This is a genomic window from Gillisia limnaea DSM 15749 (assembly GCF_000243235.1).
Classification (GTDB): Bacteria; Bacteroidota; Bacteroidia; order Flavobacteriales; family Flavobacteriaceae; genus Gillisia; species Gillisia limnaea.
On sequence record NZ_JH594606.1, the window covers coordinates 454,017 to 479,665 of the forward strand.

26 protein-coding genes are annotated in these 25,649 nt (G+C 39.1%); 23 read left to right on the top strand and 3 right to left on the bottom strand.

Annotated elements, in window-relative coordinates; genetic code table 11:
- Window positions 1–97 precede the first annotated feature (97 nt).
- From GILLI_RS03715 to GILLI_RS18290, 18 genes are all read left to right on the top strand, one after another.
- The gene (locus GILLI_RS03715; RefSeq protein ID WP_006987788.1) at window positions 98–2,245 is read left to right on the top strand and encodes a tetratricopeptide repeat-containing sensor histidine kinase; all 2,148 of its coding nucleotides are present in this window, start codon (window positions 98–100) and stop codon (window positions 2,243–2,245) included.
- Window positions 2,246–2,684: 439 nt separating this feature from the next.
- Window positions 2,685–3,455 (top strand): hypothetical protein, encoded by a 771-nt coding sequence (locus tag GILLI_RS03720; protein WP_006987789.1) that lies wholly within the window; start codon window positions 2,685–2,687, stop codon window positions 3,453–3,455.
- Window positions 3,456–3,519: 64 nt separating this feature from the next.
- Window positions 3,520–3,993 (top strand): hypothetical protein, encoded by a 474-nt coding sequence (locus GILLI_RS03725; RefSeq protein ID WP_006987790.1) that lies wholly within the window; start codon window positions 3,520–3,522, stop codon window positions 3,991–3,993.
- Between the two features lie 18 nt (window positions 3,994–4,011).
- Window positions 4,012–4,539: a nuclear transport factor 2 family protein gene (locus GILLI_RS03730; RefSeq protein ID WP_006987791.1), complete on the top strand. Its 528-nt coding sequence runs from the start codon at window positions 4,012–4,014 to the stop codon at window positions 4,537–4,539.
- Between the two features lie 76 nt (window positions 4,540–4,615).
- The gene (locus tag GILLI_RS03735) at window positions 4,616–5,554 is read left to right on the top strand and encodes an NAD-dependent epimerase/dehydratase family protein (protein ID WP_006987792.1); all 939 of its coding nucleotides are present in this window, start codon (window positions 4,616–4,618) and stop codon (window positions 5,552–5,554) included.
- A gap of 132 nt (window positions 5,555–5,686) precedes the next feature.
- Entirely contained in the window at window positions 5,687–6,469 is a 783-nt protein-coding gene (locus tag GILLI_RS03740; protein ID WP_006987794.1) for a hypothetical protein, read from the top strand.
- Between the two features lie 143 nt (window positions 6,470–6,612).
- Window positions 6,613–7,383, top strand: a complete 771-nt coding sequence (locus GILLI_RS03745) for a hypothetical protein (RefSeq protein ID WP_245545593.1) — start codon at window positions 6,613–6,615, stop codon at window positions 7,381–7,383.
- Window positions 7,384–7,675: 292 nt separating this feature from the next.
- Window positions 7,676–7,936: a hypothetical protein gene (locus GILLI_RS03750; RefSeq protein WP_006987797.1), complete on the top strand. Its 261-nt coding sequence runs from the start codon at window positions 7,676–7,678 to the stop codon at window positions 7,934–7,936.
- Window positions 7,937–8,070: 134 nt separating this feature from the next.
- Window positions 8,071–8,487 (top strand): RidA family protein, encoded by a 417-nt coding sequence (locus tag GILLI_RS03755; RefSeq protein WP_006987798.1) that lies wholly within the window; start codon window positions 8,071–8,073, stop codon window positions 8,485–8,487.
- A 47-nt stretch (window positions 8,488–8,534) separates the two neighbouring features.
- Complete coding sequence (locus GILLI_RS17585) at window positions 8,535–9,374, top strand: nuclear transport factor 2 family protein (RefSeq protein WP_006987799.1); 840 nt, start codon at window positions 8,535–8,537, stop codon at window positions 9,372–9,374.
- A 26-nt stretch (window positions 9,375–9,400) separates the two neighbouring features.
- Entirely contained in the window at window positions 9,401–10,255 is an 855-nt protein-coding gene (locus GILLI_RS03765; RefSeq protein WP_006987800.1) for an SDR family oxidoreductase, read from the top strand.
- A gap of 228 nt (window positions 10,256–10,483) precedes the next feature.
- Window positions 10,484–10,660, top strand: a complete 177-nt coding sequence (locus GILLI_RS03770; protein WP_245545594.1) for a hypothetical protein — start codon at window positions 10,484–10,486, stop codon at window positions 10,658–10,660.
- A gap of 128 nt (window positions 10,661–10,788) precedes the next feature.
- Window positions 10,789–10,941 (top strand): hypothetical protein, encoded by a 153-nt coding sequence (locus GILLI_RS18285; protein ID WP_174269008.1) that lies wholly within the window; start codon window positions 10,789–10,791, stop codon window positions 10,939–10,941.
- Between the two features lie 323 nt (window positions 10,942–11,264).
- Entirely contained in the window at window positions 11,265–11,792 is a 528-nt protein-coding gene (locus GILLI_RS03775; protein WP_006987802.1) for a YybH family protein, read from the top strand.
- 478 nt (window positions 11,793–12,270) lie between these two features.
- Window positions 12,271–12,447 (top strand): hypothetical protein, encoded by a 177-nt coding sequence (locus GILLI_RS19200; RefSeq protein WP_217179233.1) that lies wholly within the window; start codon window positions 12,271–12,273, stop codon window positions 12,445–12,447.
- On the top strand, window positions 12,425–12,718 hold the full coding sequence (locus GILLI_RS18650; RefSeq protein ID WP_217179234.1) for a TIGR00366 family protein: 294 nt from the start codon (window positions 12,425–12,427) through the stop codon (window positions 12,716–12,718). Before GILLI_RS19200 ends, GILLI_RS18650 begins: the two co-directional genes overlap by 23 nt.
- 72 nt (window positions 12,719–12,790) lie before the next feature.
- Window positions 12,791–12,967, top strand: a complete 177-nt coding sequence (locus tag GILLI_RS18760) for a DUF6090 family protein (protein WP_245545595.1) — start codon at window positions 12,791–12,793, stop codon at window positions 12,965–12,967.
- Window positions 12,922–13,092 (top strand): hypothetical protein, encoded by a 171-nt coding sequence (locus tag GILLI_RS18290; RefSeq protein WP_156798637.1) that lies wholly within the window; start codon window positions 12,922–12,924, stop codon window positions 13,090–13,092. Before GILLI_RS18760 ends, GILLI_RS18290 begins: the two co-directional genes overlap by 46 nt.
- On the opposite strand, the gene GILLI_RS03790 is transcribed toward GILLI_RS18290, so the two are convergent.
- Window positions 13,070–15,031: a tetratricopeptide repeat-containing sensor histidine kinase gene (locus GILLI_RS03790; RefSeq protein ID WP_006987804.1), complete on the bottom strand. Its 1,962-nt coding sequence runs from the start codon at window positions 15,029–15,031 to the stop codon at window positions 13,070–13,072. The two genes, GILLI_RS18290 and GILLI_RS03790, sit on opposite strands and share 23 nt — an antisense overlap.
- Window positions 15,032–15,348: 317 nt before the next feature.
- Here GILLI_RS03790 and GILLI_RS03795 point away from each other — a divergent pair, with 317 nt between their 5' ends.
- A complete protein-coding gene (locus GILLI_RS03795) occupies window positions 15,349–16,065 on the top strand; it encodes a Crp/Fnr family transcriptional regulator (protein WP_006987805.1) in 717 nt (238 codons plus the stop codon).
- A 280-nt stretch (window positions 16,066–16,345) separates the two neighbouring features.
- On the opposite strand, the gene GILLI_RS03800 is transcribed toward GILLI_RS03795, so the two are convergent.
- Entirely contained in the window at window positions 16,346–17,611 is a 1,266-nt protein-coding gene (locus GILLI_RS03800) for an L-lactate MFS transporter (protein WP_006987806.1), read from the bottom strand.
- Between the two features lie 203 nt (window positions 17,612–17,814).
- Between GILLI_RS03800 and GILLI_RS03805 the strand changes: the two genes are divergently transcribed.
- From GILLI_RS03805 to yidD, 4 genes are all read left to right on the top strand, one after another.
- Window positions 17,815–18,063, top strand: coding sequence for an IPT/TIG domain-containing protein (locus GILLI_RS03805; RefSeq protein WP_040506385.1), 249 nt, complete (start codon window positions 17,815–17,817; stop codon window positions 18,061–18,063).
- Complete coding sequence (locus tag GILLI_RS03810; protein ID WP_040506386.1) at window positions 18,029–19,633, top strand: Kelch repeat-containing protein; 1,605 nt, start codon at window positions 18,029–18,031, stop codon at window positions 19,631–19,633. Before GILLI_RS03805 ends, GILLI_RS03810 begins: the two co-directional genes overlap by 35 nt.
- 1 nt (window position 19,634) lies before the next feature.
- Window positions 19,635–21,680: an IPT/TIG domain-containing protein gene (locus GILLI_RS03815; RefSeq protein WP_006987808.1), complete on the top strand. Its 2,046-nt coding sequence runs from the start codon at window positions 19,635–19,637 to the stop codon at window positions 21,678–21,680.
- A gap of 740 nt (window positions 21,681–22,420) precedes the next feature.
- Window positions 22,421–22,717 (top strand): membrane protein insertion efficiency factor YidD, encoded by a 297-nt coding sequence (gene yidD / locus GILLI_RS17930; protein WP_006987810.1) that lies wholly within the window; start codon window positions 22,421–22,423, stop codon window positions 22,715–22,717.
- Between the two features lie 317 nt (window positions 22,718–23,034).
- Here yidD and GILLI_RS03830 read toward each other — a convergent pair.
- Window positions 23,035–25,649: MBG domain-containing protein (locus tag GILLI_RS03830; RefSeq protein WP_006987811.1), on the bottom strand; the 2,615-nt coding region annotated here is incomplete at its 5' end.

Sequence of the window (25,649 nt, forward strand, 5' to 3'; positions counted from 1 at the left end):
AAGGTTAAAACGATGTGTCTGCCGGAATAAAAAAGGAAGTCATTGGGTAGCCATATTACAAGCACCTTAATATCTATTATAATCTATCGCTTAGTGTATGAAAGAACCTGTTAATATTTTACCGCCACCAGAATTAAGGGAATTTTTTACCGGCTATGGCATTTTGGAAATTCCCAATGGAGTTGAAAATCCCTGCACATCCAAACCTATTGACTTAAATGGGACCAATATTCCTAGTCTTAATATAGGTAACATTATAATTGCCAAAAAAGAAGGTAAAGACCATTATAAGCATTCTTTCATGGCAACCGAACAGGTTTCCCAAACAGAATATTTCAGAAATGTTGGGCAAATAAGAATACTGCTCATCATTTTTCACCTGCTTTTTATGTTTTTTCACACTCACTCTGGTTTTTCACAGGATTCAAATGTGAAAGATTTGAATTCCATTTTTGAATGGCTGGATATACATGAAAAAATACCTGCAGACTCCACTCAGCTAGGCGTGAATTCACATAAAGCTGTATTGCTGTCCAAAAAACTGAATAACCAAAACGCCCTTGCTAAATCTTATTTACATCTGGCATATTATCACAAAGAATACTCAAAACTAGATTCTTCATTGGTTTACACCCTACAGGCAAAGGATATTTACAGCGCTTTAAAAAATGATTTAGACCTCGCCAAATCCTATCTAGCCTTAAAGGTAGTTTATACCCTCCAAACAGAGTATGGCCAGGCCACAGAACAAGCTTATAAAGCTTTGGAGATTTTCCAAAAATTAAACAATCAAAAAGGAATTGCACAAAGCTACACACATATTTGTGGATTATTATATTACGAAAACGAATATAGAACAGGAATCGATTTTTGCAACAAAGCCATTGAAATACTGGAAAATTTAGATTCAAAGGAAGATTTGGCATTGTCCTACCATAATAAAGCTTTTAACCAACTTTTTTCAGGAGATGATCTCAAAGATGCATTAGCAAATATTAATACAGCAATTAACCTTTACAATAGCATAGGTGAAAATGGTATTCCTTTAATGGCATCCATAAACTGGCGTGGAAATATATACAAATATATGGGAGAGTATAAAGCCGCCATTGCCGATTACCAGGCGAATTTTGATAGATCAAGAGAAATGGGTCTGCAACGATACCTCATCCCTTCTTTGGGTAATATTGGCCACGTGCTTTTAATGCAGGGAAAATATGAAGAAGCCCTCCCCTATAATTTAGAAGCCATTGATATTATGATAAAAACAGGAAGAATAAGAAATCTTTGGGAAAACTATATGCACGTATCGTCAATTTATGAGTCCATGGGTGATTACAAAAATGCATTGATATATAACAGGCTTTATGCAAGTGCATTTACAGAACTCAAAGAACGCGCCATCCAAAGTTTGGATGGTGAAATTCAGGCTAAATATGAAACCGGGCAAAAAAATGCCACCATCATCTTTCAAAATGAAAAAATAGCACAACAGCGCATAACACAAACTCTCTATATAATTCTCGTGGGTTTATTGGCATTTATTCTTTTTGGATTGTTCTATTATTACAATAAGCGCCAAAAGCGAAACAAAGAATTACTCGCATTAAATAACCAGTTAGATATCAAAAACAAGCAAAATGAATTGCTCCTTAAAGAAATTCACCACCGCGTAAAAAATAATTTAGAATTGGTTAAAAGTTTGATTTCGCTACAATCAGCCCAATTGGAAGATTCCGCAACCAAAGATGTGATGATAGCCAGTCAAAACAGGGTACAATCCATGGCCATCATACATCAAAAATTATATCAGGGAGAAAATCCGGGAAGCATAGAAATGAAGGATTATTTCCTAAATCTGGGCGAAGGCATCTTAGACACCTTTAATGCAGAAGATAAAGTGAAAATTGAATGCGTCATGGACAGCCTGGAGCTGGATGTGGACACGGCAGTGCCCATTGGTTTGATAGTTAATGAACTACTTACAAACGCCTTAAAATATGCGTTTCCTGAAGACAGAGATGGAACCATTCAAATAAGTTTATTCCAATCAACACCGGAGACCTTATCCTTAACAGTGGCTGATAACGGTGTGGGTAAAATTATTGGGTTATCACCCCGGGGAACCGGTTTTGGCTCGAAATTAATAGATTTATTGACACAACAACTCAATGGCAGCATGATGGAAAATACTGAAAATGGCACTTTGGTAGAGTTTCAATTTAAAATCAAGAATGCAGCCTGATGGAGAATCGTGCAAAAATATTGATTGCGGAAGACGAAATGCTATCATACAAAATATGGTCAGGAAGTTCTGGAACCAGTTAAACGAAAAAACTAAAACACAATTTTAGTTGATGGTTAAGGTATAAAATAATCCTATATTAGTGCCGGTTCTCTTTTTCCAACAGCCAGGATAATTTGGCGAATTTTAACAGGGCTAAATTACCCCATCCCCGTGCCTTTGTCTCCAAACCCTTTAAAAAAATTAGATTTACAATGTGGTATTGGGCTTGAGCTAAGAACTCTTAATAAGGCTACAGACCATTTAGCTAAGCAAAAATGCGCTTTGGGAACTTAATTGCCCTCTTAGGACATTCTCAGGCAGGCTTCATCCTAAACTACTTGTTTTCAGGTTTATACACACTTACCTTGTTGTTAAATCAACTAAAAACCAAAGAATTATGAAAACAGTAAATCTTATTGCTTTGCTCTCTATAGCAATGCTTTCGCAAACAAATGTACTCCTTGCCCAAAATGCCAATACAACGCAGGCATATTGGATCCATGAAGATCAGGTAAAACCTTCTATGGTCATGGAATATGAAGAGGTAAGTAAAGACTTTATTGCAGCATGCAAGGAACATGATCTTAAAGATGCGGACTGGTCTACCGCAAGTATCGACGACGGTACCTATTTAAGCATTTCGCCCATCACAAACATGGCCGATTTCGATAAGAATCCCCTGGCGCCTTTAGCCGAAAAAATGGGTGAAGAAAAATTCCGCTCCCTTTTTACCCGGTTTGACAAATGCTATGATGTTCACAGGAACTATGTAGTTCATTTGATCAATGACATGTCTTATATGCCCAACGGGATTACCCCCAATACCCCCGGAGAGGATTATAGAAAATGGCATTACCTATATGTTACCCCAGAAAATGTTGCAAACCTTCGAGATAAGATAAAGGATATAAAAGCCCTATATGAGAAAAAAGGAGCCAAAGAATACTTTAGGGTCTATCGCAGTGGCTTTGGTACCCCTGGGGATTACTTCCTTGTGGTAATTTCAGCAAAGGATGCGCAATCGTACGCTAAAACTTCCGCGGAAACTGATGTGCTTATGGGAGAAGAAGGCGAGAAATTATTCGATGAAATGATGAAATATGTTCATAAATATGAACCTAAAACTGGACGTATGCGTCCCGATCTGGGTTATGTGGCAAAACTATAACACATCAAAAAATAACAGGTGAAACATCCATTAGAAAAATTTTCTCACACAGAAGAATGATCATATGGATGTTACTACCGATAGCTATAGGGAGTCCACTCAAACACAATACTATAAACAGATGAAAACCTTACAGATATATTTATTTCTTATAGTGCCTGTTTTGTCTACTTCAAACAATCTACAGGGACAAAACAATAACAACCAGGAAATAATAAAAAACATATATGATGTCGTACAAAACCATAGTAAAACATCCAATGATCTGGCAGCTTTAACCCCTGGGATAAAATGGGATGAAGTAATAAACCCTAAGGAAATGAATGACAGGGACAATATTACATTCCCTGCGGTTATGCAAAACCAATGGGGACATGTTTTATTTAACAAGATTATTTTTCAGGAAGTTGAACAGGATAAGGTTTTAGTCACCGGAACAGTAAATGGGCGCCAACCATCAGAATGTGAATTTGTCTCAACCCGCTTTAAACATTACTGGACCATTAAGGATGGGCAGGTAATAAAATTTTTAGAATAATCATTTAAAATAAAAATCATGAAAAAACTAATATTATTAGGACTTGCAATACTACTCTTTACAGCCTGTGGTAAGAAAGATACACGCTACACGCAACAATCACCGGAGATAGACAGCTATAAAAAAGTTATTGAATCCTATGAAAAACAGGATTGGGAAGCTATGGCTAAATATTATGCAGATACAGCAAAAATCATGAACAATGTAATGGAGAAAGATGCCCAAACCTTTGCACAATTAATCGCCCAGAACAAGGAAGATGCAGCTTTGTTTTCCAGTTGGGATTTTGTAGATGCCGAATCTGAATATGAAATGGTTGTGACCGATGATGGGGAAACCTGGGTAAACTTTTGGGGCCTTTGGCAAGCCACTTTAAAAGCAAACAATCAATTGTACGAAATACCTGCACATATTACCGCGCGGTTTGTGGATGGTAAAATTGTAAGGGAAAACGGTTATTGGGATATATCAAAAATTGTATCCGATATACAAACCCTTGAGAATGCAGAAAAAAGCCAGTTGGAAGATGATTCAGTAAAAGAATAAAACCTTCAGGAAAACAGTAATTATTAATTAAGCCTAACAGGTTTTAAGAACCTGCAAGGCTATTCAAACCAGGATTATGAAAACAGCAGGAATTATAGGTGGCTCAGGATTTATAGGAAGCTATATAACCCGAAAATTTTTGGCAGAAGGATACAGGGTAAAAGTCTCGGTTACCGATATAAGCAAAAGTGAAAAGTACCAGCATCTTTTCGATTTCAAAAATTCTGACAATCTCAATATTCGCGGATTAAAACTAGAGGATATAGATACCTTACAGGATTTTATAAAGGATTGTGAAATTGTGGTACACAGCGGTACTCCCTTTCAACTGGATGTTAAAGATCCAAAAAAAGAACTTTTAGATCCTACTATAAAAGGAACTGAAAATTTTCTTGAAGCTATAAGTCAGGCGCCAAATGTTGAAAAAGTGGTTTTCATAGCATCTGTAGCGGCCTGGAATACAGAATTCCCTATGCCGGCAGGCAGTAAAAGTTTTACAGATACATTCGACGAACACGACACGAGATTCACTAGCGAACAGAGTCATCCCTATTGCCAGGCAAAATTTATTGCCAATCAAACGGTTGAGCAGTTTATAAAATCCCATCCCAATCTTAGGTATGAAATAACGACTGTGTCGCCCGTTTCGGTTATGGGAAAATCGTTATCATCCCGGGAAGACTCAACTTCCACCGGCATTCAATTTCTCATCAAAAACAAGATTGCCCCAGATGATTTTATAAAATCGCTCTATGACAATGATGTACCCTTTGCGCTAGTTGATGTAGCCGACGTAGCAAACGCCACTTACAAAGCAGCAACCACCAAAGGCTTACACGGTAAAGATTACCTCTTAACCAGTGAAACCTATAAAGTCTCTGATATTCACGAGATGCTCAACCATAGGGAACCCAAAGAAAAAGGGCAGGTCATTTATATAAATAAGCTGGCAAAAACCGATTTAGAGATGCAATTCAGGCCGGTAAAGAAAACTTTGAACAGTTATTCAACCTAACAACAGGCAAAATGAAAGCATCAAAATCCATTATTCCTATCCAATTGCTTTTTGATTTGAAATTCGCCGCTTCAATTTCCAATGACGCTATTAAAAAATACTGAAAAACCACATTAATTTAAAATCTATATCATGAAAAAATTACTAATTCTTATCGCACTACTATTGTTGAGCAACCAAGGTTTCGCACAGGACAAACTTTATTTAATATTCGAGTTTATGAAAGTGGACAATGAGCAGGAAGCAGCTTATATGGAAACGGAAGCATTTTGGGAGAAAATTCAGGAACAACGGGTTAAAAATGGTGATATTTTGGGATGGGACCTTTGGAGTTTGCAACCCGGAGGAGAGGATCAGGGATATCAATACCTAACGGTAAACCTTTATAACGATCCTCTCAAAATGATGAGCAACGCAGGGAATTTTGAGACGGCTCTAAAAACGGCTTATCCCAACATGTCTGAAGATGATCTCAATAAAAAATTTGAAAATACCGCAAAATCGAGGGGCCTGGCAAAACGCGTATATCTTGAGCAAATAGCCACTACAAAAGGCAACTTTGATATGCCTTTGGGCACAGTTGCAGGAATAAATTTAATGAAAGTATCTAATGGAGATTATGAGAAATACGAAAAATTTGAAACAGAAATTTTCCAGCCTATGCATCAAAAAGAGGTTGATGCGGGAATCAGGGGAAATTGGGGTTTGCTGCGGTATATGTTGCCGGTTGGAAGTGATGTTTACGCCTCCCATATAACAGTAGACATGTACAAGGATTACAATCAATTATTTAATGTAGGAGCCACAGATGGACCAGCAATGTCTGAAGATCAAATTCAAAAAATTCAGGGAGGTTTAGCAACGAGGGATCTGAAATATAAATATATGGCTACACTTATAAGAAAGGTGCGATAAAAATTAAAATTATTACAAAGCTAATTTCTAAAATTCGAAAATCAAGAAATTACCAGAGATAAATTACCATTAACTCTCCTGTAAATTAAGTGCATAAATTTTAACCAGTCATTCGCTTCCAGCGAAGACAAAAACTAAACATTATGAGAAAAATAATCTTTACGATGCTTTTATTGCCGTTTTTGGCACTATCGCAAAACAGTACCGAATACGGAGTATTCGAAAATGCACTATTAACGCCTAACCCAACTCAAATTAGCCAATTTGAAAAAGGAATTACTGCACATAACAAAAAATTTCACGGTGATGGCCCTTACGGGGCACGTGTTTATTGGATTTCCAACGGGCCAAACACAGGTAATTATGTATGGTCCATGGGACCTTTTCCGTGGAGCTCTTTAGATAACAGACCCGCCCAAGAAGAAGGTCATGATGCTGATTGGAATAATAATGTAGCTCCATACATGACAGCCGAAAGTGGCACCCAGAGCTATTGGCGTGGACACAATGAACTCTCAAGGTTCCCAAAAGACTTCACCATTAAGAATTTGTTGGTAGATTATTACGACGTCAAACGATTCAAAATGGATGATGCCAAGAAATTAGTCGAAAAAGTAAATAAAGTATATGCCGAAAAAAGTCAGGAGGACACGTATGGCATTTACACCAACGAATTTGGAAGCACCAAAGAAGGTCGCGATTTAGCAGTTATTTCATTTTTTGATAAATCAGGTTGGTTAAGTCGGGACAATGACTTTGCCACAAAATATGAAAGTTTATATGGTAAAGGCAGTTGGGAACAATTCGGAAAAGATTGGTTTGCCGTGACCGACGGCGGTGAAAGTGAACTTTGGATTTTCCGTCCAGATTTGAGTGGCATCAGTGGCGATGTAAAAGTTGCCGAAAGGGAATAAAACAAATAAGATAAATGTACGGTTTGGCAAAGCTGTTCCGTACATTTTCTAATAATGGAAGTTTTAAGAATTCAAAAACAATTCTGATGCAACTAAAAATCTTTAAAATCACACCAGTTTCTTTATGAGCTTTCCTTTCATGCAGGGGCAAAGTAGTTATCCGCATAGCAAATATGGAACAGCTATAGCAGGGATACCGTCCGCAAAAGAAGCTTTCAAAAACGAAATATGGCAGATGGAAGGACAATACTATAAGTAAGTTCAAAACAATAATACTATATCCTATAAAGAATTGTGGCACGAAGACTCTATGTGCCATCCAAGTTTTGGCGATCTGGTTTCCAACAAAAACGGCATTGCTGTTTGGAAAACAAAACTACATAAGAACCTAAACTTAAAATTCAATTATGACCTTCTGAAAAAAGGCGTGAACGCCAAAGATGATTTGGTTTTGGTTTTTAAGATGTCGATAATATCTATGCTTACAAAAAAAATGGTACGGAAGGGAACTTTCATGTTTACGCGCACCTGGAAAAAACATGGAGACATCTAATTGATAGTTGGCGGAATGGCCGATAAAAAGAAGTAAAAATAGGTTTTCATCCTCTGAATTGCTGCCCCTTGCAGGACCGTCGAATGCAGCAATTGCTATAAAATAATTTATTAACCATTAAATATTGAGTTGAAATGAAATCATACGAACCTGAAAAACCTGAAACACCAGAATATTTCCAACTTCGACCAGAAGTTGAAAAAGCATTTGGATATTCCCACGCAGTAAAAATCGGGAACCATATAAAAATTTCCGGAGCCGTGAGTATGGATGACCAGGGCAATCCAACCGCTGTAGGCGATTTTGAACAGCAAATGAAAAATTGTTATTCTGATCTCGGGAAGATCCTGAAAAAATACGGATGCACATTTGATAATGTGATTGTGGAAAATGTCTTTACAACCAAAATGCCCTTGTTTCTTGAGCATGCCGCCTACAGAAATTCTATATATAAAAACCACTTTCCAACAGGTTCCTGGCTTGGTGTGAAGGATTTAGCCCTACCAGAATTTATGATAGAAATAGAACTGGAAGTACATAAAGCAGAATAAAATTACAAAATATACCTATTCATTTTTAACCATTAATTATTAGGATCATGAAGCATTCAAAAATTATACAGACATTATTACTTTTCGTTCTCATTGCACTGCCATCATCTACAGCTATAGCACAGAATGCTGAAGTGGAAAAAATACATCAATTGTACATCAATACCATTAAATCGGCTAATCTCAACAATTTAGATGCACTATATACACAAGATGCTTCCATAAGAAATTCTGACGGAAGCATGGTCTCAGGTTTGGACAATATCAAAGCACAATATAAGGATGTGTTTTCCTCGGGAAAATATAGCATTACCTTAAAAACCATGGATGAAGCAGTACTGGATAAGGAGTACATCTTTGTAAGCGGTTCTTATGTTTATACCAAAATGGATGAGCCAAAAATGGTTTTAAAAGGTGAATTTGTGAACACCCTAAAAAAAGTAATGGGAGATTGGAAAATCTACAAAAGCTATCGCTATTCTGAAAATACAAATAACGCTAGTGTGGTTGATGGTTTGTACAAAGCCTTTGCCGTAGGCGATGTGCCTTCAGTTTTGGGTGCTATGGATGCTGGAATCGTTTGGAACGAAGCCGAAGGCAATGCCTACGCAGATGGCAATCCTTACATAGGCCCTGATGCTGTATTAAATGGTGTTTTTGCCAGAGTGATTGGAGATCATGAATACTTCACCCTAGAAGATATCAAATTGCACGAGATGAGCAATAACAAAGTACTCGCCACCTTACGCTACAATGCCAAAAACAAAGCAACCGGCAAAGCCTATAACGCAGAGGTTGCTCATTTGTGGACTTTAAGAGACGGAAAGATTATCGCCTTTCAACAGTATGTAGATACCAAGAAACTTGCAGATGCAGAGAAAAAATAATACACCAAACAAAAAAAAGTATAAAAATGAAAACTGCACTAATTACAGGAACAAGCAAAGGCATCGGCCTTGAAACCGCATTGGCATTCGGACGCGCAGGGTACAAAGTATTTGCGACCATGCGAAATCCAGCTATGGCCGACGATTTTAGACAAAAAATAAATACAGAATCCCTTGACATCAGTATTTCAGAAATGGATGTGGATTCCGATGCATCAGTTAAACAGTGTATCAATGGCATCATCCAAAAGCATGGACAAATCGATGTACTGGTCAACAATGCAGGCATCGAACGTCATGGTTCTATCGAAGAATTGGCAATGGACGATTTCAAAGCCATTATGGAAACCAATTATTTTGGAGTACTGCGATGTACGAAGACATTGATACCACAAATGAGGAAGAATCGAAAGGGCTGTATTATTAATGTTGCTTCCGTTGCCGGACATATTTCCAACAGTCCATTGGGTGCTTATGCCGCAAGCAAATTTGCACTCGAGGCCGTTAGTGAGGCACTTGCCCAAGAAGTAAAACCTTTTAACATTAGGGTTGCCATTGTGGAACCAGGAATCATAAACACACAAATGGCCAATGATCTTTCAGTTGATGGGAACTCAATTTATCCACATTCCAAACGTATGGCAGGATTATTTTCAGCATCCCTTCAAACGCCAACACCACCAACACTAGTGGCAGACAAGATTTTGGAAATCGCAGAAAGCAACACTTGGAAATTAAGACATCCTGTTGGTCCTGATGCTGAACCCTTCATTCAATGGAGAAGGTCATTGACCGATGAAGAATGGGTGGATTGGAATGCCGCCAATGATGACGATTGGTATGAAGCAGTTCAAAATACATTTGGATTGGATGCCAGATAGATGATATTTCCGCACTTTGCCGGGACCAAAAAGAGTGCAAATGCGGATAACAAATGGCACGTATCAATGGAATAAAAATAGTACGGACAAGCCGAAAACCGGTCAGAGTAGGCAAAACTTTAAATATCAGAAATCATGAAAAAAACAATCGTAACGAGACACAGAGTAGGAAATTTTGACACTTGGCTAAAAGGCCACCAAGACAGACTCGATATATTTGGTCCTGCAATGTCAGGCCTTAAAACGTTTCAGGATGCCAATGATCCCAATTCGGTAGTTATGGTTATAGAAGTTACCGATATGGACAAGTTTGAAGCTATCTTAAAGGACCCTTCAAACGATACTCTGAAAAAGAAACATACAGTATTGGAGCCAATCACTCTTTCTATGCAAGTAGAGCCTTAAGTATTAGGAATTGCTTTTAGTTTATGTATTACTAATGCATAAGTCTATGAATAGTATCAATAATTTCATGAACGGATGGATAGCAAAAACTAAATGTTGATTCGTTTTATATCAAGAATAGAAATTATTTGAAATTAAGACATCCTGTGGGTCCAGATGCTGAACCCTTCATTCAATGGAGAAGGTCAATGACAGATGAAGCATGGGTGGATTGGAATGCTGTCAATGATGATGATTGGTATGAAGCGATTCAAAATACATTTGGATTGGATGGAAGATAGATGATTAATCGGCAATATGCAGATACTAAAAAAAGTGGTGATGCCGAGAATATAATAGATACAGAGTATTTATAATACAGACTATTAAAGTAACGTGAATAATGGATAAGTCTGAAAAGACCGGATTTTTCTTTTCCCCGGCTCTCTAAAGGGCGGAAAAATCCTCAAATACAATTATGGTTGAGAAAATTATTACCCTTTAGGGCTAGGGAAATATAATTTTCGGCTTAAAAAGGTTAATCCCCTATTCAGATTATAATAAAAATAGTACGGACAAGCCGAAAACCGGTCAGAGTAGGCAAAAAACTAAATATTCAAAAAAAATGAACACAAAGAACTTTTTTAAACTTGCAACGGTAGTCCTTGCAACGTCCATTTTCACTATTGGTTGTAACTCGCAACCTGATAAAAAAACTGCCGATGAACCAGCTGTAACGGCACAACCAGCAGTTGTTAAGGCCGATATGGCCAGTATAAAAGCCGAGATACAAGCCTTGGAAAGTGCGTGGGCAGCAGCTGATAATGCTCGTGATGTAAATGCAGTTGCCGCTTTTTATTCTGAAGATGCGGTGAGTATGTCCAATAATGCCCCGATGGCAAAAGGAAAAGCTGCTATCCAAAAGGAACTAGAAGTAGGTATGGCAAAAAAAGCTGAAGGTGAAACTGTTTCCTACAATACCCTTGAGGTATTTGGTGATGAAAACACAGTGACCGAGATTGGCACATCAACATCCAAAGATGCATCGGGCAAAGTAAGCAGATCGGGCAAATATATGGCGATCTGGGAAAAGCGTGACGGAAAATATATATGCATCAGGGACATCTACAATGATGACACTTTAGTAAAATAGTTTAAAAGTATGTGTTTATACCGAGAGCGTATTTTGAATTGCCCCCTCGGTATAAACACTATTTTTTTGTCAAAAATTAATGTTCCAAAACAAACACATGATGATTTTCAGAAGTTTTTGGGATGTCAGATTGCAAAGTATCATTCCTATAAAAACTTCGAATAAAAGTATCCTTATGAAAAAAATAATCCTATTCTTTATGGCCATTTCCTTTTTTGTAATCCTCCTAGCACAAGAAACCAACACTTTTATTTTTAACCATATCGCATAATCAATAAAAAGGATTTACTTTTAGAAATAAATTGATTTTAAGCCTATTAGCACTGACGTTTGCAGGTGTTACTTATGGTTTAATTGCGCTAGGTTGAGGTTTTAATGAAATGTCTGCCTGCTTTTCCGTTTTAGGCTTGGCTTGTGGCAGTATTGCTGGCTTTAGCTTAAATAAAACTACCGAAGTTTATCTAGACGTTTTAAAGAAATGGTTTTTGCGGCATTAATTATTGGGTTAGCAAATAGTGTATCTGTTATTTCAAAGGATGGGATGGTGATTGATTCTATCGTTAACGGACTATTCGGTCCTTTAGAGCATCTTCCGGCAGCTTTATCGGCAGTGCTAATGATGGTCTCATGCCGTGAGACATTTTCCGATACCTAGCACCTCAGGCCATGCAATTTTAACCATGCCAATCCTAAGCCCTTTCGCAGATTTAATTGGCTTATCGCGGCAAGTTTGTGTGCTTGCGTATCAGTATGGTGCCATTATGATGGATTTAATTGTACCCACCAATGGCGCTACAATGGCGGTAATTGCATTGGCTGGTATCAACTATAAAAATTGGTTGAAATTTATTGTTAAACCAGTTTTAATTATGCTGGGTATTGGAGCTGTGGTGATTTTAAGAGCCGTACAAATTGGATATAGTTAAAAGTAGACGAATGCTACAGCTAGTTAAAACACCCTTTTTAGACCATTTTATACTTAAAATTGAAAGTAAACTATGATTAAATTCTTCCGAAACATCCGCAAAAAACTCATAGAGCAAGGCAAAACCACCAAATATCTCAAATACGCAATTGGCGAAATCATCCTCGTGATTGTTGGGATTTTAATTGCGTTGAGTATTAACAATTGGAACGACCAAAAAAACAAAACACCAGAGAGGTTGCCTATTTGAAAAACCTGCACGACGATGTTGCTTCCCAAATAAGAACATTTGAATTCAACTTGAAAATGGAAACAATTATTATTAGCGATGTAAATGATATTTTACAGCACATCATACAGCCTTATGCACTTTAAATTCAAATAAATACTGTGTTCCAGGGGTGTGAATAACCTGCCTAGTCCCATCCAGCTGCTTGGTAAGCAGTTCAATAAGTTTTTTGCCAAAGCCCGTGCCTTTTATGGGTCCATCCCTGGTTTGTCCAATGCCGTTATCCTTTACTAATAATTGAATATTTTCAGCAGATTTCCGGCTTAAATCAATAGTGATAACCCCTTGCCTTTCATTTGGAAACGCGTATTTAAGGCTATTGGTTAGTAGTTCGTTCACTATTAATCCTAAAGGCACGGCGGTGTCTACGTCCAGATGCAGTTCCGCCATTTTATAGTTGATTTTAATGCGTTCCTCTTCCCCAAAAGAATCCAAAATGTGAGTGCCAAGATTGAAAAAATAGTCCTTCATCTCAATGGTGGAAAGATGGTTGCTTTGGTATAACCGCTGGTGAATAATACTCATAGAATACACCCTGTTTTGGCTCTCTTTCATGGCACTCACTACATTGGGATCTTTAACTTGAGCGGTTTGAAGTGCCAAAAGACTGGAAACCACTTCGAGATTGTTTTTAACTCTATGATGGATTTCCTTCAGTAAAAACTCCTTTTCTTTATTTTGTTTCCTCAAACGCTTATTTTTCTTCCTGTTATTCCTGAAACTAATAAATAACACCAATAAAAACAGTAACAACAAGCTTGCAATTAGGCTAATAAGATTCTGACTCGTTTTTTGTTGTAGCAGTTTTGTTTCCTGAAGTTGTATTGTATTCTCTTTTTGGGCAACTTCAAACTCGGTTTGAAGCCGGGAGATTCGTTGATCTGCTTCCGCGGTGAAGACAATTCTATTCAGGGAATCATATTCAGAAAATGCTTTATAAGCCTCTTGATACTGCTCATTCTTAGCATAAGCTTTCCCCAGGCTATTATAGGCTTTACTTAGAAAAAATCCGTCTCCAAAATTTGGAGTAGCTACCTCGATTGATTTTTGAATATTTTCTATGGCGCCCGGATAGTTTCCGTTGTCACTTTGCAGCTCCCCAACAGAAAGATAAGAACGCATCAGCATAAAAGCGTTATCCAGAAGATAGGCGTATTTTATAGCGTTCTTTCCGGCCTCTTCGGCTTTGTTTAGTTGATTCAAAAACGCATAAAGATCTACAAGGGAAATATAAACATCGCTTAAATTATTATAAAAACCATAGTGTTCCCCAATCTCTATAGAACGTTCATAGTATTCCATAGCTTTATCATACTGTTTAAGGCTTAAGTAATTGTTGCCAACGATATAAAGTGTGAAATCGTAATCAAGATCGTTCAATCCAAGTTCTTCAAAGAAAGAAAGTGACTTTAAGCCATATTCCAAACCTTCCTCATATTTACCCTGCTTCCAAAACAGGTTGCTAAGATCGCTATAGGCAATTCCAAGTGCTTTTTTGTCATTTAGTTTTTCTCCTAATCGGAAAGTTTTCAGGGCATAATCTGCTGCTCGTCCCAGTTGTCCCCGGCGTTCATACACATAGCCCAACTGGGTATTAAGGAAAGCAAAATCGGTTTCTTCAACTTTTTTGGCAGCCTCCAGCAGGATTACCTCCGCAGTATCCAGTTTTTCCTGTCTTAATAAAATTGCACCCTGGGTAATTTGAAATCTCCCGTGCCAGAGACCATTGTTCTTCTCATTAGTGAGTTTCAAACCTTTTTCGGTAAAACCTAAGGCTGTGGTCAGGTTTCTTGTATGCCAGTAATAGGCCAGATCATTTAAAACAGTAAATTTTAAGGTATCTGTTTCAATTTTATCCAAAGCATCTTCCAGAATCTGCAAATAGGAAACATCAAAATCATCGGTTTCTACAAATACCTTTTTGTAAGGATCAGGTTTACTGAAATCGAAGATCTGCCCATTGCCGGATGAGCTAAAAAGCACTACAAAGAAAAGCGCTAAAATGATATTTTTTCCTGTAATCAAGGGTGTTTACAATAAAAATTGAAATTTAAATATACAACTAAATACCTGTTATTCAATGTCTTGTGGATTTCTGAACATTATAATATTCAAGAGAATTTGAAGAACCTCATCTTAGAAACCGCCAGGGGTTTTAAAAAGATAACTATTTGGCTCAACCGCTATTTTTAGGGTAAAGAAATTAAGGCAACCGGACAAAATTATTAGTCCTCCGTCCTATAACAGTTTTATAATCGATTTGTTATTCCTTAATTAGGGTTGCTTTAAACTTCTAAACCAGAAGTTCAAAGTTGAAAATATTGATACTAAAGGATCGGGCTATGACAAGGGAATCAATTTTAAACTATAAATATCGTGAGATATTAAGTGAATGCGATTTACTGAAGTCCCTTGATAAAGAAACCTCCAATACTTTTCTGGGACTCTTCAAGGAAGAAAAGTGGCCAAAAAACACCTGCATCCTGAACCCGGAAAAGTTATCTTTAAAATTTTACATAGTACTTTCGGGAAGGGTGAAAATGTATCAGGTAGATCCATTTTCAGGAAAAGAACTTACACTTTTCTTGCTAAGCAAATGCGACTTTTTCGATATATTCTGTCTTCTTGATAGCAGGGCACATACCATTTATTATGAAAGCCTTGATGACGTCACTGTACTTGCTGCACCCATGGAAAATTTAAGAAATTGGCTTCATAAAAACCCTAATGAGTATGTAAACCTATTGCCATATGCAGGTAAACAATTGAGGCTGTTGGAAAATTCCCTTTTCGAAATGACCTTTAACGACATCTCCACCCGACTTTTGAAATTACTTATAAAAAATGTGAACCAAGATTCCCGGGATTTGGAATACATTCATGATTTACCAGATAAGGAAATAGCACACCTGTTAGGATCTACAAGGGCGGTAGTAAACAGCCATTTACAGCGCCTTAAGCACAATGGTTCCATAAAGCTATCCAGAAACAAAATGGAAGTGCGGGATCTTGGTATCCTGGTACACATGTTAAAATGCCAAAAAATGGATTCAACATAAGGATCGATTCTTTCGATAAATTTTGATGTTTCCCGAGGTGGAAAAAAAGGAACCAACCAACTTTCTTAAATCCTAATATAGCGCAACCTCCCAAAGGCACAGGAGGTCGGTTACAGCAAAACTTACATAATCGGCAAATCAATCATGAACATCGGGGAAAGTCCGTCCGCCGGAACGGTACGGGCAGTACGGCCCGAAAGAAATTCACTTCTGGCATCCCGTATAATAAATTGTATTTACCGGGAAAGCGGAAGCGAAAATGCATCGCCCACTTCTCCTCTTATTCTACTGCTCCAACTTCCGACTTTCGCTGTTCTTTCTGTATTCGTCGCACGTCCTTTTTCAGCAAAAAAGAAATTACCAAAGCAATTGAAATGAGTACAATGAAAAGGTAAAAGACGGGAACATAGCTTCCTGTAAAGGCATATATCTGGGAGACAAGGGTGGGCCCTATGAGCCCTCCCAGGGACCAGGTTGTTAAAAGATAGCCGTGTATAGCTCCAAGTTCCCTGGTTCCAAAAAGATCAGCTATAAAGGCCGGGAGATTTGAGAATCCACCACCATAACAGCTTACCACCAGGAAGATGAGTATTTGAAAAAGCAGGGCACTGGAAATATTGGGGAGGGAAATAAATGCTACCAGTTGTATTACAAAAAATATAATATAGACAACGGGTCGGGAAAGATAATCTGATGCTGCTGCCCAGCCTATCCTGCCGGCACCGTTAAAGATCCCCATAAGCCCTACCATCACGGCAGCACTTGCGGCAGTTAATCCGCCAATGGTTTGTGCCATGGGGGAAGCGACAGAGATCATCATGATCCCCGCACTGGTATTGATCAACATAATGGTCCAAAGCATCCAGAAGTGTTTTGTCAACACCGCTTTTTTTGCTGTAAGGGAGGAGAGATCCCGTAATACCATTCTGGTGCTCAAAGTAGCCTTTTCCTTCATACCTTCCGGGAGCCAGTCTTTTGGAGGTGGTGCTATATACACAGCCCCAAGGGACATGAAAAGAAAGTAACAACTTCCCAGAATATAGAATGTGGTTGATATTCCAACAGATTCCATAAGGGACGCTGCCAAGGGAGCCGTAATTAGGGCTCCGGCACCAAAGCCCAGTACCGCCATCCCTGTTGCCAGTCCGCGGCGGTCCGGAAACCACTTTACCAGGGTAGATACCGGCGCGATATAACCAATACCCAATCCTATTCCGCTTAGAAGTCCATAGGAGAGAATGAACATTGGCAGGGAATCAATAGACACTGCCAAACCCGAACCTGCCTGACCCAGACCAAACAGTACGGCCGCTATCATAGCCGATTTCGTTGGCCCGCTTCTTTCAACAAACCTTCCAAAAACTGCAGCCGATGCCCCGCCAAGGGTCATCATTACCGTAAAGGCTATGGTGACAGAAGAGATAGTCCAGCCAAGAGTATTTACCAGCGGCATGGTGTAAACACTATAGGCGTATGCAGCACCAATGGAGAGGTGGATACAAATAGCAGACAAGGCGATTAACCACCTGTTTTTATTATTTTTCACGAAATTGTTGGTTTAATGATTGGATGTTCAGTTGTGCTATATTTAGACCATTCAATAACTAATTAATTCCTTAAAAATCCTAAAATAATTTGAAAGAGAATTTTTTTTATGAAAATTGTATTTTTCATAATAAAATCAAAAACAAATGTTAATTTTATGCTTTTAACTCTGCATCCCTACTGCAAAAGCAAGCTATTTATCCAATGAACAAAGTATTTCCTCTGGCATTAGTAAGCCTTATACTATTTTCTTGTGAACCTGAAATCGAGGCACCGCCACAAGTGGAACCTCCAACAACCGCACAGCCTCCACCTACTGGGCCTGAAGCCAATTATTCCTTTTCGGTAAATAATGTTTCTCCTCCAAAAAATGATATTGGGGATACCATTACCATACAGGGTGCAAATTTTAGCAGAGATGTCATCCTTACTCTCGGCTCCTGTATTTGTTAACGATACATTTTTAAAGTTCAGAATCCCATTTGGAGACTACGATCCATTTGATTTCGAGCTACAATTCAAAAATAATTTAGGTGAAGAAGTGGTCCTTCACAACCCATTCGAACTTTATGCCCCTGTAATAGATTCCATACCCGGGTCTTTTGGATTTAGAGAAACAGTGGTTCTTTACGGGAAACATCTTACTAATTCTCCAAGTAACAAGAATAATATTTTATTCCTCGATGAAATAGATATCGAAGTTTCGCAGCACAGTAAGGATTCCATAGTTTTTACTCTTCCCTGGCAAGTGCAAAAATATCAATATGATGTACTGGTGAAGGCCCAGTTACAGGAAGTTACAAAACTTGGTGGATTACAGGTTGCCGCTCCGCAATTGGACAGTGTTTCAAAAAAGGATGTGGAAATTGGTGAGCAAGTAACTATTTATGGTTCCTATTTTTATCCCTATCAACCCAATCTTAATCATATTTACTTTCAAGGTAACCGGGCAGAAGTTTTGGAGGCCTACCGCGACTCCCTGGTGATAAAAATTCCTATGGGACCTTATAAGTCTCGTTATATTAATAATTTAAAAATTAGCCTTTTCGAAAAAGAGGTCACTCTGGATGTTGATCTTAACCTCACCAGCACCTGGTATATGTACGGATTCAAAAGAAGTAGTGATATCTCAAATTTCAATGGGGTAGGCGAAGTTACAGACTGGGGCTTTTGGGCTAATAACGCTTACTATTTGAACGTCTACCGCCAATATGAAAATCATCAAATAAGGAATGATGTATTGTACAGGTACACGCCTGAAACAGATAACTGGGAGGAGATAGATCTTCCCATACCACCGGAAAATTTGAAAGATGCTGAGGTATTGCAATTCTTTCCCCTCCAAGGCTCCAATATTGTCTATCTCTATATTAACCAGGCAGAAAATAATTTTTATAAATTCAATATTAAAACCGGTGAGCTTTTACAGCTAAAAGATTTTGCAGCTCGTGATTTTCTGCAAATCGCCACCGGGTTCTTTGCAAATGGCAATTTTTATTTAGGACTCGGCTATACCAGTAATCCTTCTCAAGTCTCCAACAAAAAATTCTGGAGATACAGTGAAGGTGCAAACTCCTGGACAGAGATTACCTCCATGCCGGATGTTCACGATACCTGGCCCCGGTTTGGCACAAGCCTCTTTAAGAATGGTAATACGGTATATATAGGGAATGGTCACGAGCAGGCATATGATTTCTGGGAATTTTCTCCCAATGAGACCTGGACCCGCAAAAGTGATGTCCAGAACCCGTCTGGCAATACTGTAGATGTACAAAACGGTACCAGTGGTTTTTATTATGATTATTTGCGTAGCAATTTTTGGGAGTTTGATATACCGTCCAACCTATGGACAAAAAGAGAAGACCTTAAAATAAAAGGTTACCCTTATGGGCATGAGACAATGTTCATCCATGACAATTATGTTTATTTTGTGGTGTATCTCAATGATTACGGGCCTGATGGAACCCCCTTTTTCAGGTATGACCAGGCGATACTAAGAACCGAACTTTCAAATTTTAACTAAGTTGAAAAATTGTAAATTTTTACTGCTACCATTATTGTTATTATCCTTTGCCTGTGAACCTGAAGGGGAAGTTTCCAACACGCCAAATGAAAAACTGGAGATTACTGCTGTAGAAGTGCCGGAGGAGGGCGGGGTGAAATTAAAAGCAAAATATACCGGAGGTGCATCTATTGGGACTTCTGAAAGCGGCTTTTTAATCTCCACGACAGAAGCACCCAACCCGTCCGGCTCTATAGATCTTCAGGGAACCATTGCCGGAAACGAAATATATTTTGCAACAACCGGAAATCTTATCTATAATACCCAATATTACGTCCGTGCTTATATCAAACATTCTGAAACGAGGATCTTATATAGTGATATTAAATCTTTTGTTTCCCTGGGAAGTAAATTGCTTGAGATATCCATTATTGAGAAAGGCCTTCTGCAGGATACGGTAAGGATAAGCGGAAAATATTTCACAGAAAACAGCCATTATATATCTGTTCATTTTGATGGCCATCGTGCCTCGGTTATAAGATCTAATGACAGTATTATAAATTGTCTGGTACCGGCGAACATACAGCGATATGATCCTGTTGTAAAGGTAGATGTCTATGGAAAAACCGCAACCTATAATGACTTTGCTCTTTTTACACCTACCATAACCAGTCTATCTGAGAATACTGCAGGGCTGGGGGATACTCTAACTATACATGGTGATTATTTTGACTTTGAGAATTCCCGGAACAAAGTCCTGGTGGGTGAAAAAGAAACAATAATCCTTAGTTCCTCCAGGCAAGCCATAACCTTTGTGCTCCCTACTAGTCTTGCAGTCTCTACCAATGCGGTAAAGCTTTTGAGTCAGCTCCAGGAAACAACTTTTTCAGGTACAGTAAAAATACAAAAACCGGTTATAAATTCCATTCCCGGGAATATCAGAGCCTATGAAACTATTGAAATTGCAGGTGAAGATTTTAGTAAGGAAAAAGCGGAAAACGAGGTCTTCTTCGGTGAAAACCTTGCGGAAGTGCTTGAGGCTTCCAGCACAAAGCTCATCGTAAGGGTTCCAATTGGACCCTACGAAAACCGGAGCCCAAAGCTTAGAATAGAACTTATGGATTACATTGTGGCATTCGAGGGAGAAGTAAAGCTTAAGGATGTTTGGCTGTTCAAAAACAAGCTTACGGCCAACATTAATTCAAGGGGATCACAATATTTTGTTCACAATAATTTGGGTTATACTTTTGAAAGAGAAGATGAGAACTCAAGGTTTAAAGTGCATGTGCTTGATCCTGATAAAGAAAGCTGGTCTAACTTCTATGTCACATATCCCCGCACAGCGATACAGCAGGAAGATATGGCCATCGTCTATAATAAACAGAGCGGAAGGATCTTCTTCTATTTTTCTGCTGAAGAAAAGAACTTTTATGAATTTTCCCTACAAACCAAATCCTTCAGCCTAAAAAAAGATTATCCGGGTGTGGCCCGCGGCGCCTCTGCGGTGTTTTCCATTCACAATAATATATATCTTGGATTTGGCAGATTTATGCACGCCACCGGATATGAAGATGTGGCGCCATTGTCACATTTTTGGAGCTATAATCCTGATACAGATGAATGGAAACAAATGGCAGATTTCCCTCTACAAGGTTCAAGATCAGATGTTTCATCTTTTATTATTGGAGATAAAGCTTACGTGGGCAACGGTGCATCACATACCGGAAATAATGATTTCTGGAGGTACTACCCTGCTTCAAATACCTGGGACCGCATGGCAGATTTTCCGGGTGCCCGGACCTACACCTCATTTTTTGAATTAGACGGAAAGGCCTATGTATATTTTGGAACCGTATTAACAGGTAATCCAGATGAAACTGCCTTTAGGTATGATCCGACTGCAAATGAATGGATTATCCTGGATCCTGTAAATGACCTTTACTACACTTATTTCATTTATCCCGATGCTTCAATCGCCCTTAGATTTAAGGATGCCGTGTATCTGGGCATTTTAAGCTGGCCCCATTATGAATTTTTTAAGGCAGATCTTAGCAAGCTAAAAATGTAAAATATACCTAGAATACGTCAACCTTAAAGTGCAGTGATATAATCATCAAAGAAGAATTTACTATCGGCATATAAGTTACAGAAGATAATTTTCCTGGCAGGGAAGGCGTTATATGTTCGCGGAAATAGTGCTGGCCAACCGGTTTGTCCTTTATTTGAGTCATACTGTTTATTCGCTGGCTTCTATGGTAAGCGCGATATTACTCCCATCCGGACATGGAAGTTGGTTGTCTTCAGGATTAAAATTATCACTTACAGACATACGCAAAATTGTACCGTTCATGATTTTCCTTTTGCCGTTGTATGCCGGATATTGCCATGGCTGTTACTGGAAAGCATATGTTTTTCAATTTGGGCAATATGGTGGTTTCCCTGTTACTCATAAGTCTCCCTTCCTTTTTTATGGGAATACCTTTCCCTCTGGGAGTGCATTTTCTGGTAAAAAGGCTTTTCCGAAAAAACCTAAAAAGCCTGTCAGACTGAGCGGTAGTTCCCAAAGCTTAAAAGTTTTTTTGTATTTCAAAGACCTGGTCGAAGTGTGACGAAGATTTTCCCAATATACCAAAATCTCTTTTTTTGCTACCACCCCACTTTCCCGCTCGTTTACGGAAATCCGTAAGGAAAATCCCCCTCCCGGTTTTACCTTTATGTCCACAGAAAAAGTACCGGTAAATAATCACTTTTTTGTTAGGAAAAAAGTAAGGATTGATCCCGGATCTTATCTGTTAAGAAAAATAGGATATGAAACTATTGCTTCTGTCATGTATCAGGATGTATTGGAAATGGGTGCCCGTTCCCCAACGCGGTTCCTGCCTCTTTTCAACAACCTGTTCCCATTATATTTATGAACAAACCAATGACCTGGGGTTTCTAGCCGGGCTAAAAGCCTTTGGCTTCAGATACAGAAACTGCCGGGAGGGTTATTCGCTTTTTAAGAATCCCGTCACCGGGAAAACCCAAATGGTCCTTAGAACCAACCAGATTATTGGAGAAGATGAAATTTCACCAAGTTTTTTGAGTAAGAAGAGCTGTGCGTAAGAAGGAAATGGGTTTGGTTTTATAGCTACATTGCTTGTTTTTGGCTAATTATTAAAATTTAATCTTGAAGCTCATAAAACACTTAAATCTAAAACCTTCATTTTTCTTTCAAAACCAAACGACATCTTGCTAACGTCAAATCCTGCTGCCTCCACTCCCATCTTCTTGATACAAATCAATGAGATATGAGAAAACCGGAGATCATTTTCAGATTGATGGATACATGCTATGGATAAGTCAATTTTGATTTTATTTCGGGCTTATAAATAGCAAAAGCTCCGGGTTCCGGAGCTTTTGCAGTTTGATTGGTTAATTAGTTATTCAATAATTATTTGCCTGTCATAGGAATTTCCCCGGTCTGTACTTAATTTCAGGATATACACCCCGCTCATTAGGTTCTTACGAAGGAATTCAACTTCATATTGCTGACTGGCTTTCACGTTTCCGGAGAACAACCTGTCCACCTCCCGGCCGTTGAAGTCATAAACCCTAAGCACTACCGCAGCATCCTCAAGCAGGCTAAATCTCACTTTGGCATCGGTTCTCACAGGGTTAGGCGCAACAGCCATACTCTCAAGGATCTCAACAAACAAGGGCTCGCTGCTTACTGCCAAGATTGGTTTTTCATTAACTTCAGCAGTTTTGTTATTGCCTTTTGGTTTGTGTATCACGATAGAGCCACCACCTAGAACTGTTGCGTCATTAGAATTTTCGTCAGATATCCACTGGTTATCATATAAAACTTCTGAAGAATTGTGTTTCCAAATCTTAATTCGGAACTTATCCACTCCGCCACCGCCGGAAACATCACCATCCACGGCAATCAACAGGAATTTATGAGTACCCGTTCCATTAACAGTACCAACTCCTCGGTAGGTTGCTTTAGCTCCTGAAATAACAAGTGACATAGCATCGTGAGACAGACCCTTCAGGTGAAGATCACCTGCCTGGAACTGGAAGTTTGTATTTCCATCCACTTCAGTCATATTGTTTTTCCCTGTCTTGTACTTGGCGTTGAATCCAAAATTAGCCTTTCCTTCAGCAGGTGATTGAGCACCCATATTACCGGCTACAGAATAAATCCAACCTCCTCCAGTTACAAATCCGCCGTTTGGATCATAGACTGGTAAATAAGCTTCAGAACTTGAACATCCCCCTCCGGCCACAGCCGTTACTTTGTATACGTCGGATGGCAGGCCAGACACAGTAACTGTAGCTATTCCATTGGTTCCGGTTGTAGTAGTATAAGACTGTGCAAAAGTGCCAGCATTGGTATTATTATATTCTGATAATGTAAATGTTACACTTACCCCTGCTACTGCGGGGGTCACCTGCGCTGAAAGTGTGGCAGTTGATCCCAATTGAACAGGATTGCTGCTTGCACTGGCGTCGATAGTTACTCCGATTACTGTTAAAGTACCATCAATATATTCAAAGCTATAGTTATTGTCTTCTCCTCCGGCGGCTGTGATAACATAACTAGTTCCAGTACTTGTTACTACTGCTGTAGTTGAAGTGGTTGGTTTGATCTCCAGCACACCTTCATTCTCACCATTTACAAAACCGCTATAAGCTACTTTTAGTTCTGGATTAACTTGGCCGCAGAATTTTGAATTGTCAACTGCGGTAACGGTAAGTTGAGCCTTCTTAATCAAATTATCAACTGTACCGCTTGTAGCTTCATAGTTTGTGTTTCCATCAAAACTCCAGGCATCTCCAGTATAGTCATCAGCATTCGTATGAGTAGTTTCGCTTACATCCATTAATCCTGTTAGATCTGCAGGAGTCGACTCAACACCAACAGCTGTGAAAGCTGAAGTGTGAGATTCTCCATCATAGGTAATATCATATTGAGTCACTGTAATTTGTGCATTAGCTTTTCCAATTACGATAGCTGCAGTTCCTGAGTCATTATTATAGTTTCCGGTTACATCAGTGAAAATCCAGTTGGCTGTGCCTCCGGGAACATTCGTGAAGCTAGCACCAAGATCAAGTCCGGCCAAAGCCTCTCCTTCTATTCCTGTAGCGGTTCCTGAAGCTCCGTGAGCCTGTCCGTCATAAACATCATCATAACCTGTTACTGAAATATCAGCGTTGGCTTTTCCAATGACGATCTGAACTGAACCAGAATCATTATTATAGTTACCAGTCTCATCAGTGAAAGTCCAGTTGGCTGTGCCTCCGGGAACATTCGTGAAGCTAGCACCAAGATCAAGTCCGGCTAAAGCCTCTCCTTCTATTCCTGTAGCGGTTCCTGAAGCTCCGTGAGCCTGTCCGTCATAAACATCATCATAACCTGTTACTGAAATATCAGCGTTGGCTTTGCCAATTGCAAAGTCTTCGCTGTCTGATGAAGCCAAATGGTTTGCACTTTCAGCATAAGAATAACTTGCATTGGCTGTTCCTGCATTGGTATTGTTTGCATAAACCGGAGCTGGAGTCAAATCCAATCCACCTGCGCCTGTTACACTTACCGTGGCTGGCGTCTGTGCCGAACCTGTATAAGTGAATGGTCCGCCGTTGATCGTTACAACAGTTGTTGAAGCTGCTTTGCCTATTGTAAAGTCTTCGCTGCCTGATGAAGCCAAGTGGTTGGCACTTTCAGCATAAGAGTAACTTGCATTCGCTGTACCTGCATTAATGTTGTTTGCATAAGTAGCATCTGGAGTCAGATCCAATCCGCCTGCACCTGTTACACTTACCGTGGCTGGCGTCTGTGCCGAACCTGTATAAGTGAATGGTCCGCCGTTGATAGTTACAACAGTTGTTGAAGCTGCTTTGCCTATTGTAAAGTCTTCGCTGTCTGATGAAGCCAAATGGTTTGCACTTTCAGCATAAGAATAACTTGCATTGGCTGTTCCTGCATTGGTATTGTTTGCATAAACCGGAGCTGGAGTCAAATCCAATCCACCTGCGCCTGTTACACTTACCG

Bases quoted from the DNA above. Each gene is read 5' to 3' on its own strand.
- GILLI_RS03765 (WP_006987800.1), top strand. From the start codon at position 9,401: ATGAAAACTGCACTAATTACAGGAACAAGCAAAGGCATCGGCCTTGAA.
- GILLI_RS19200 (WP_217179233.1), top strand. From the start codon at position 12,271: ATGGTTTTTGCGGCATTAATTATTGGGTTAGCAAATAGTGTATCTGTT.
- GILLI_RS03810 (WP_040506386.1), top strand. From the start codon at position 18,029: ATGTCATCCTTACTCTCGGCTCCTGTATTTGTTAACGATACATTTTTA.
- GILLI_RS17585 (WP_006987799.1), top strand. From the start codon at position 8,535: ATGAAGCATTCAAAAATTATACAGACATTATTACTTTTCGTTCTCATT.
- GILLI_RS03725 (WP_006987790.1), top strand. From the start codon at position 3,520: ATGGATGTTACTACCGATAGCTATAGGGAGTCCACTCAAACACAATAC.
- GILLI_RS03735 (WP_006987792.1), top strand. From the start codon at position 4,616: ATGAAAACAGCAGGAATTATAGGTGGCTCAGGATTTATAGGAAGCTAT.
- GILLI_RS03805 (WP_040506385.1), top strand. From the start codon at position 17,815: ATGAACAAAGTATTTCCTCTGGCATTAGTAAGCCTTATACTATTTTCT.
- GILLI_RS03730 (WP_006987791.1), top strand. From the start codon at position 4,012: ATGAAAAAACTAATATTATTAGGACTTGCAATACTACTCTTTACAGCC.
- GILLI_RS03745 (WP_245545593.1), top strand. From the start codon at position 6,613: ATGAGAAAAATAATCTTTACGATGCTTTTATTGCCGTTTTTGGCACTA.
- GILLI_RS18760 (WP_245545595.1), top strand. From the start codon at position 12,791: ATGATTAAATTCTTCCGAAACATCCGCAAAAAACTCATAGAGCAAGGC.
- GILLI_RS03720 (WP_006987789.1), top strand. From the start codon at position 2,685: ATGAAAACAGTAAATCTTATTGCTTTGCTCTCTATAGCAATGCTTTCG.
- GILLI_RS03740 (WP_006987794.1), top strand. From the start codon at position 5,687: ATGAAAAAATTACTAATTCTTATCGCACTACTATTGTTGAGCAACCAA.
- GILLI_RS03795 (WP_006987805.1), top strand. From the start codon at position 15,349: ATGACAAGGGAATCAATTTTAAACTATAAATATCGTGAGATATTAAGT.
- GILLI_RS03770 (WP_245545594.1), top strand. From the start codon at position 10,484: ATGTCAGGCCTTAAAACGTTTCAGGATGCCAATGATCCCAATTCGGTA.
- GILLI_RS03775 (WP_006987802.1), top strand. From the start codon at position 11,265: ATGAACACAAAGAACTTTTTTAAACTTGCAACGGTAGTCCTTGCAACG.
- GILLI_RS03715 (WP_006987788.1), top strand. From the start codon at position 98: ATGAAAGAACCTGTTAATATTTTACCGCCACCAGAATTAAGGGAATTT.
- yidD (WP_006987810.1), top strand. From the start codon at position 22,421: ATGAAACTATTGCTTCTGTCATGTATCAGGATGTATTGGAAATGGGTG.
- GILLI_RS03755 (WP_006987798.1), top strand. From the start codon at position 8,071: ATGAAATCATACGAACCTGAAAAACCTGAAACACCAGAATATTTCCAA.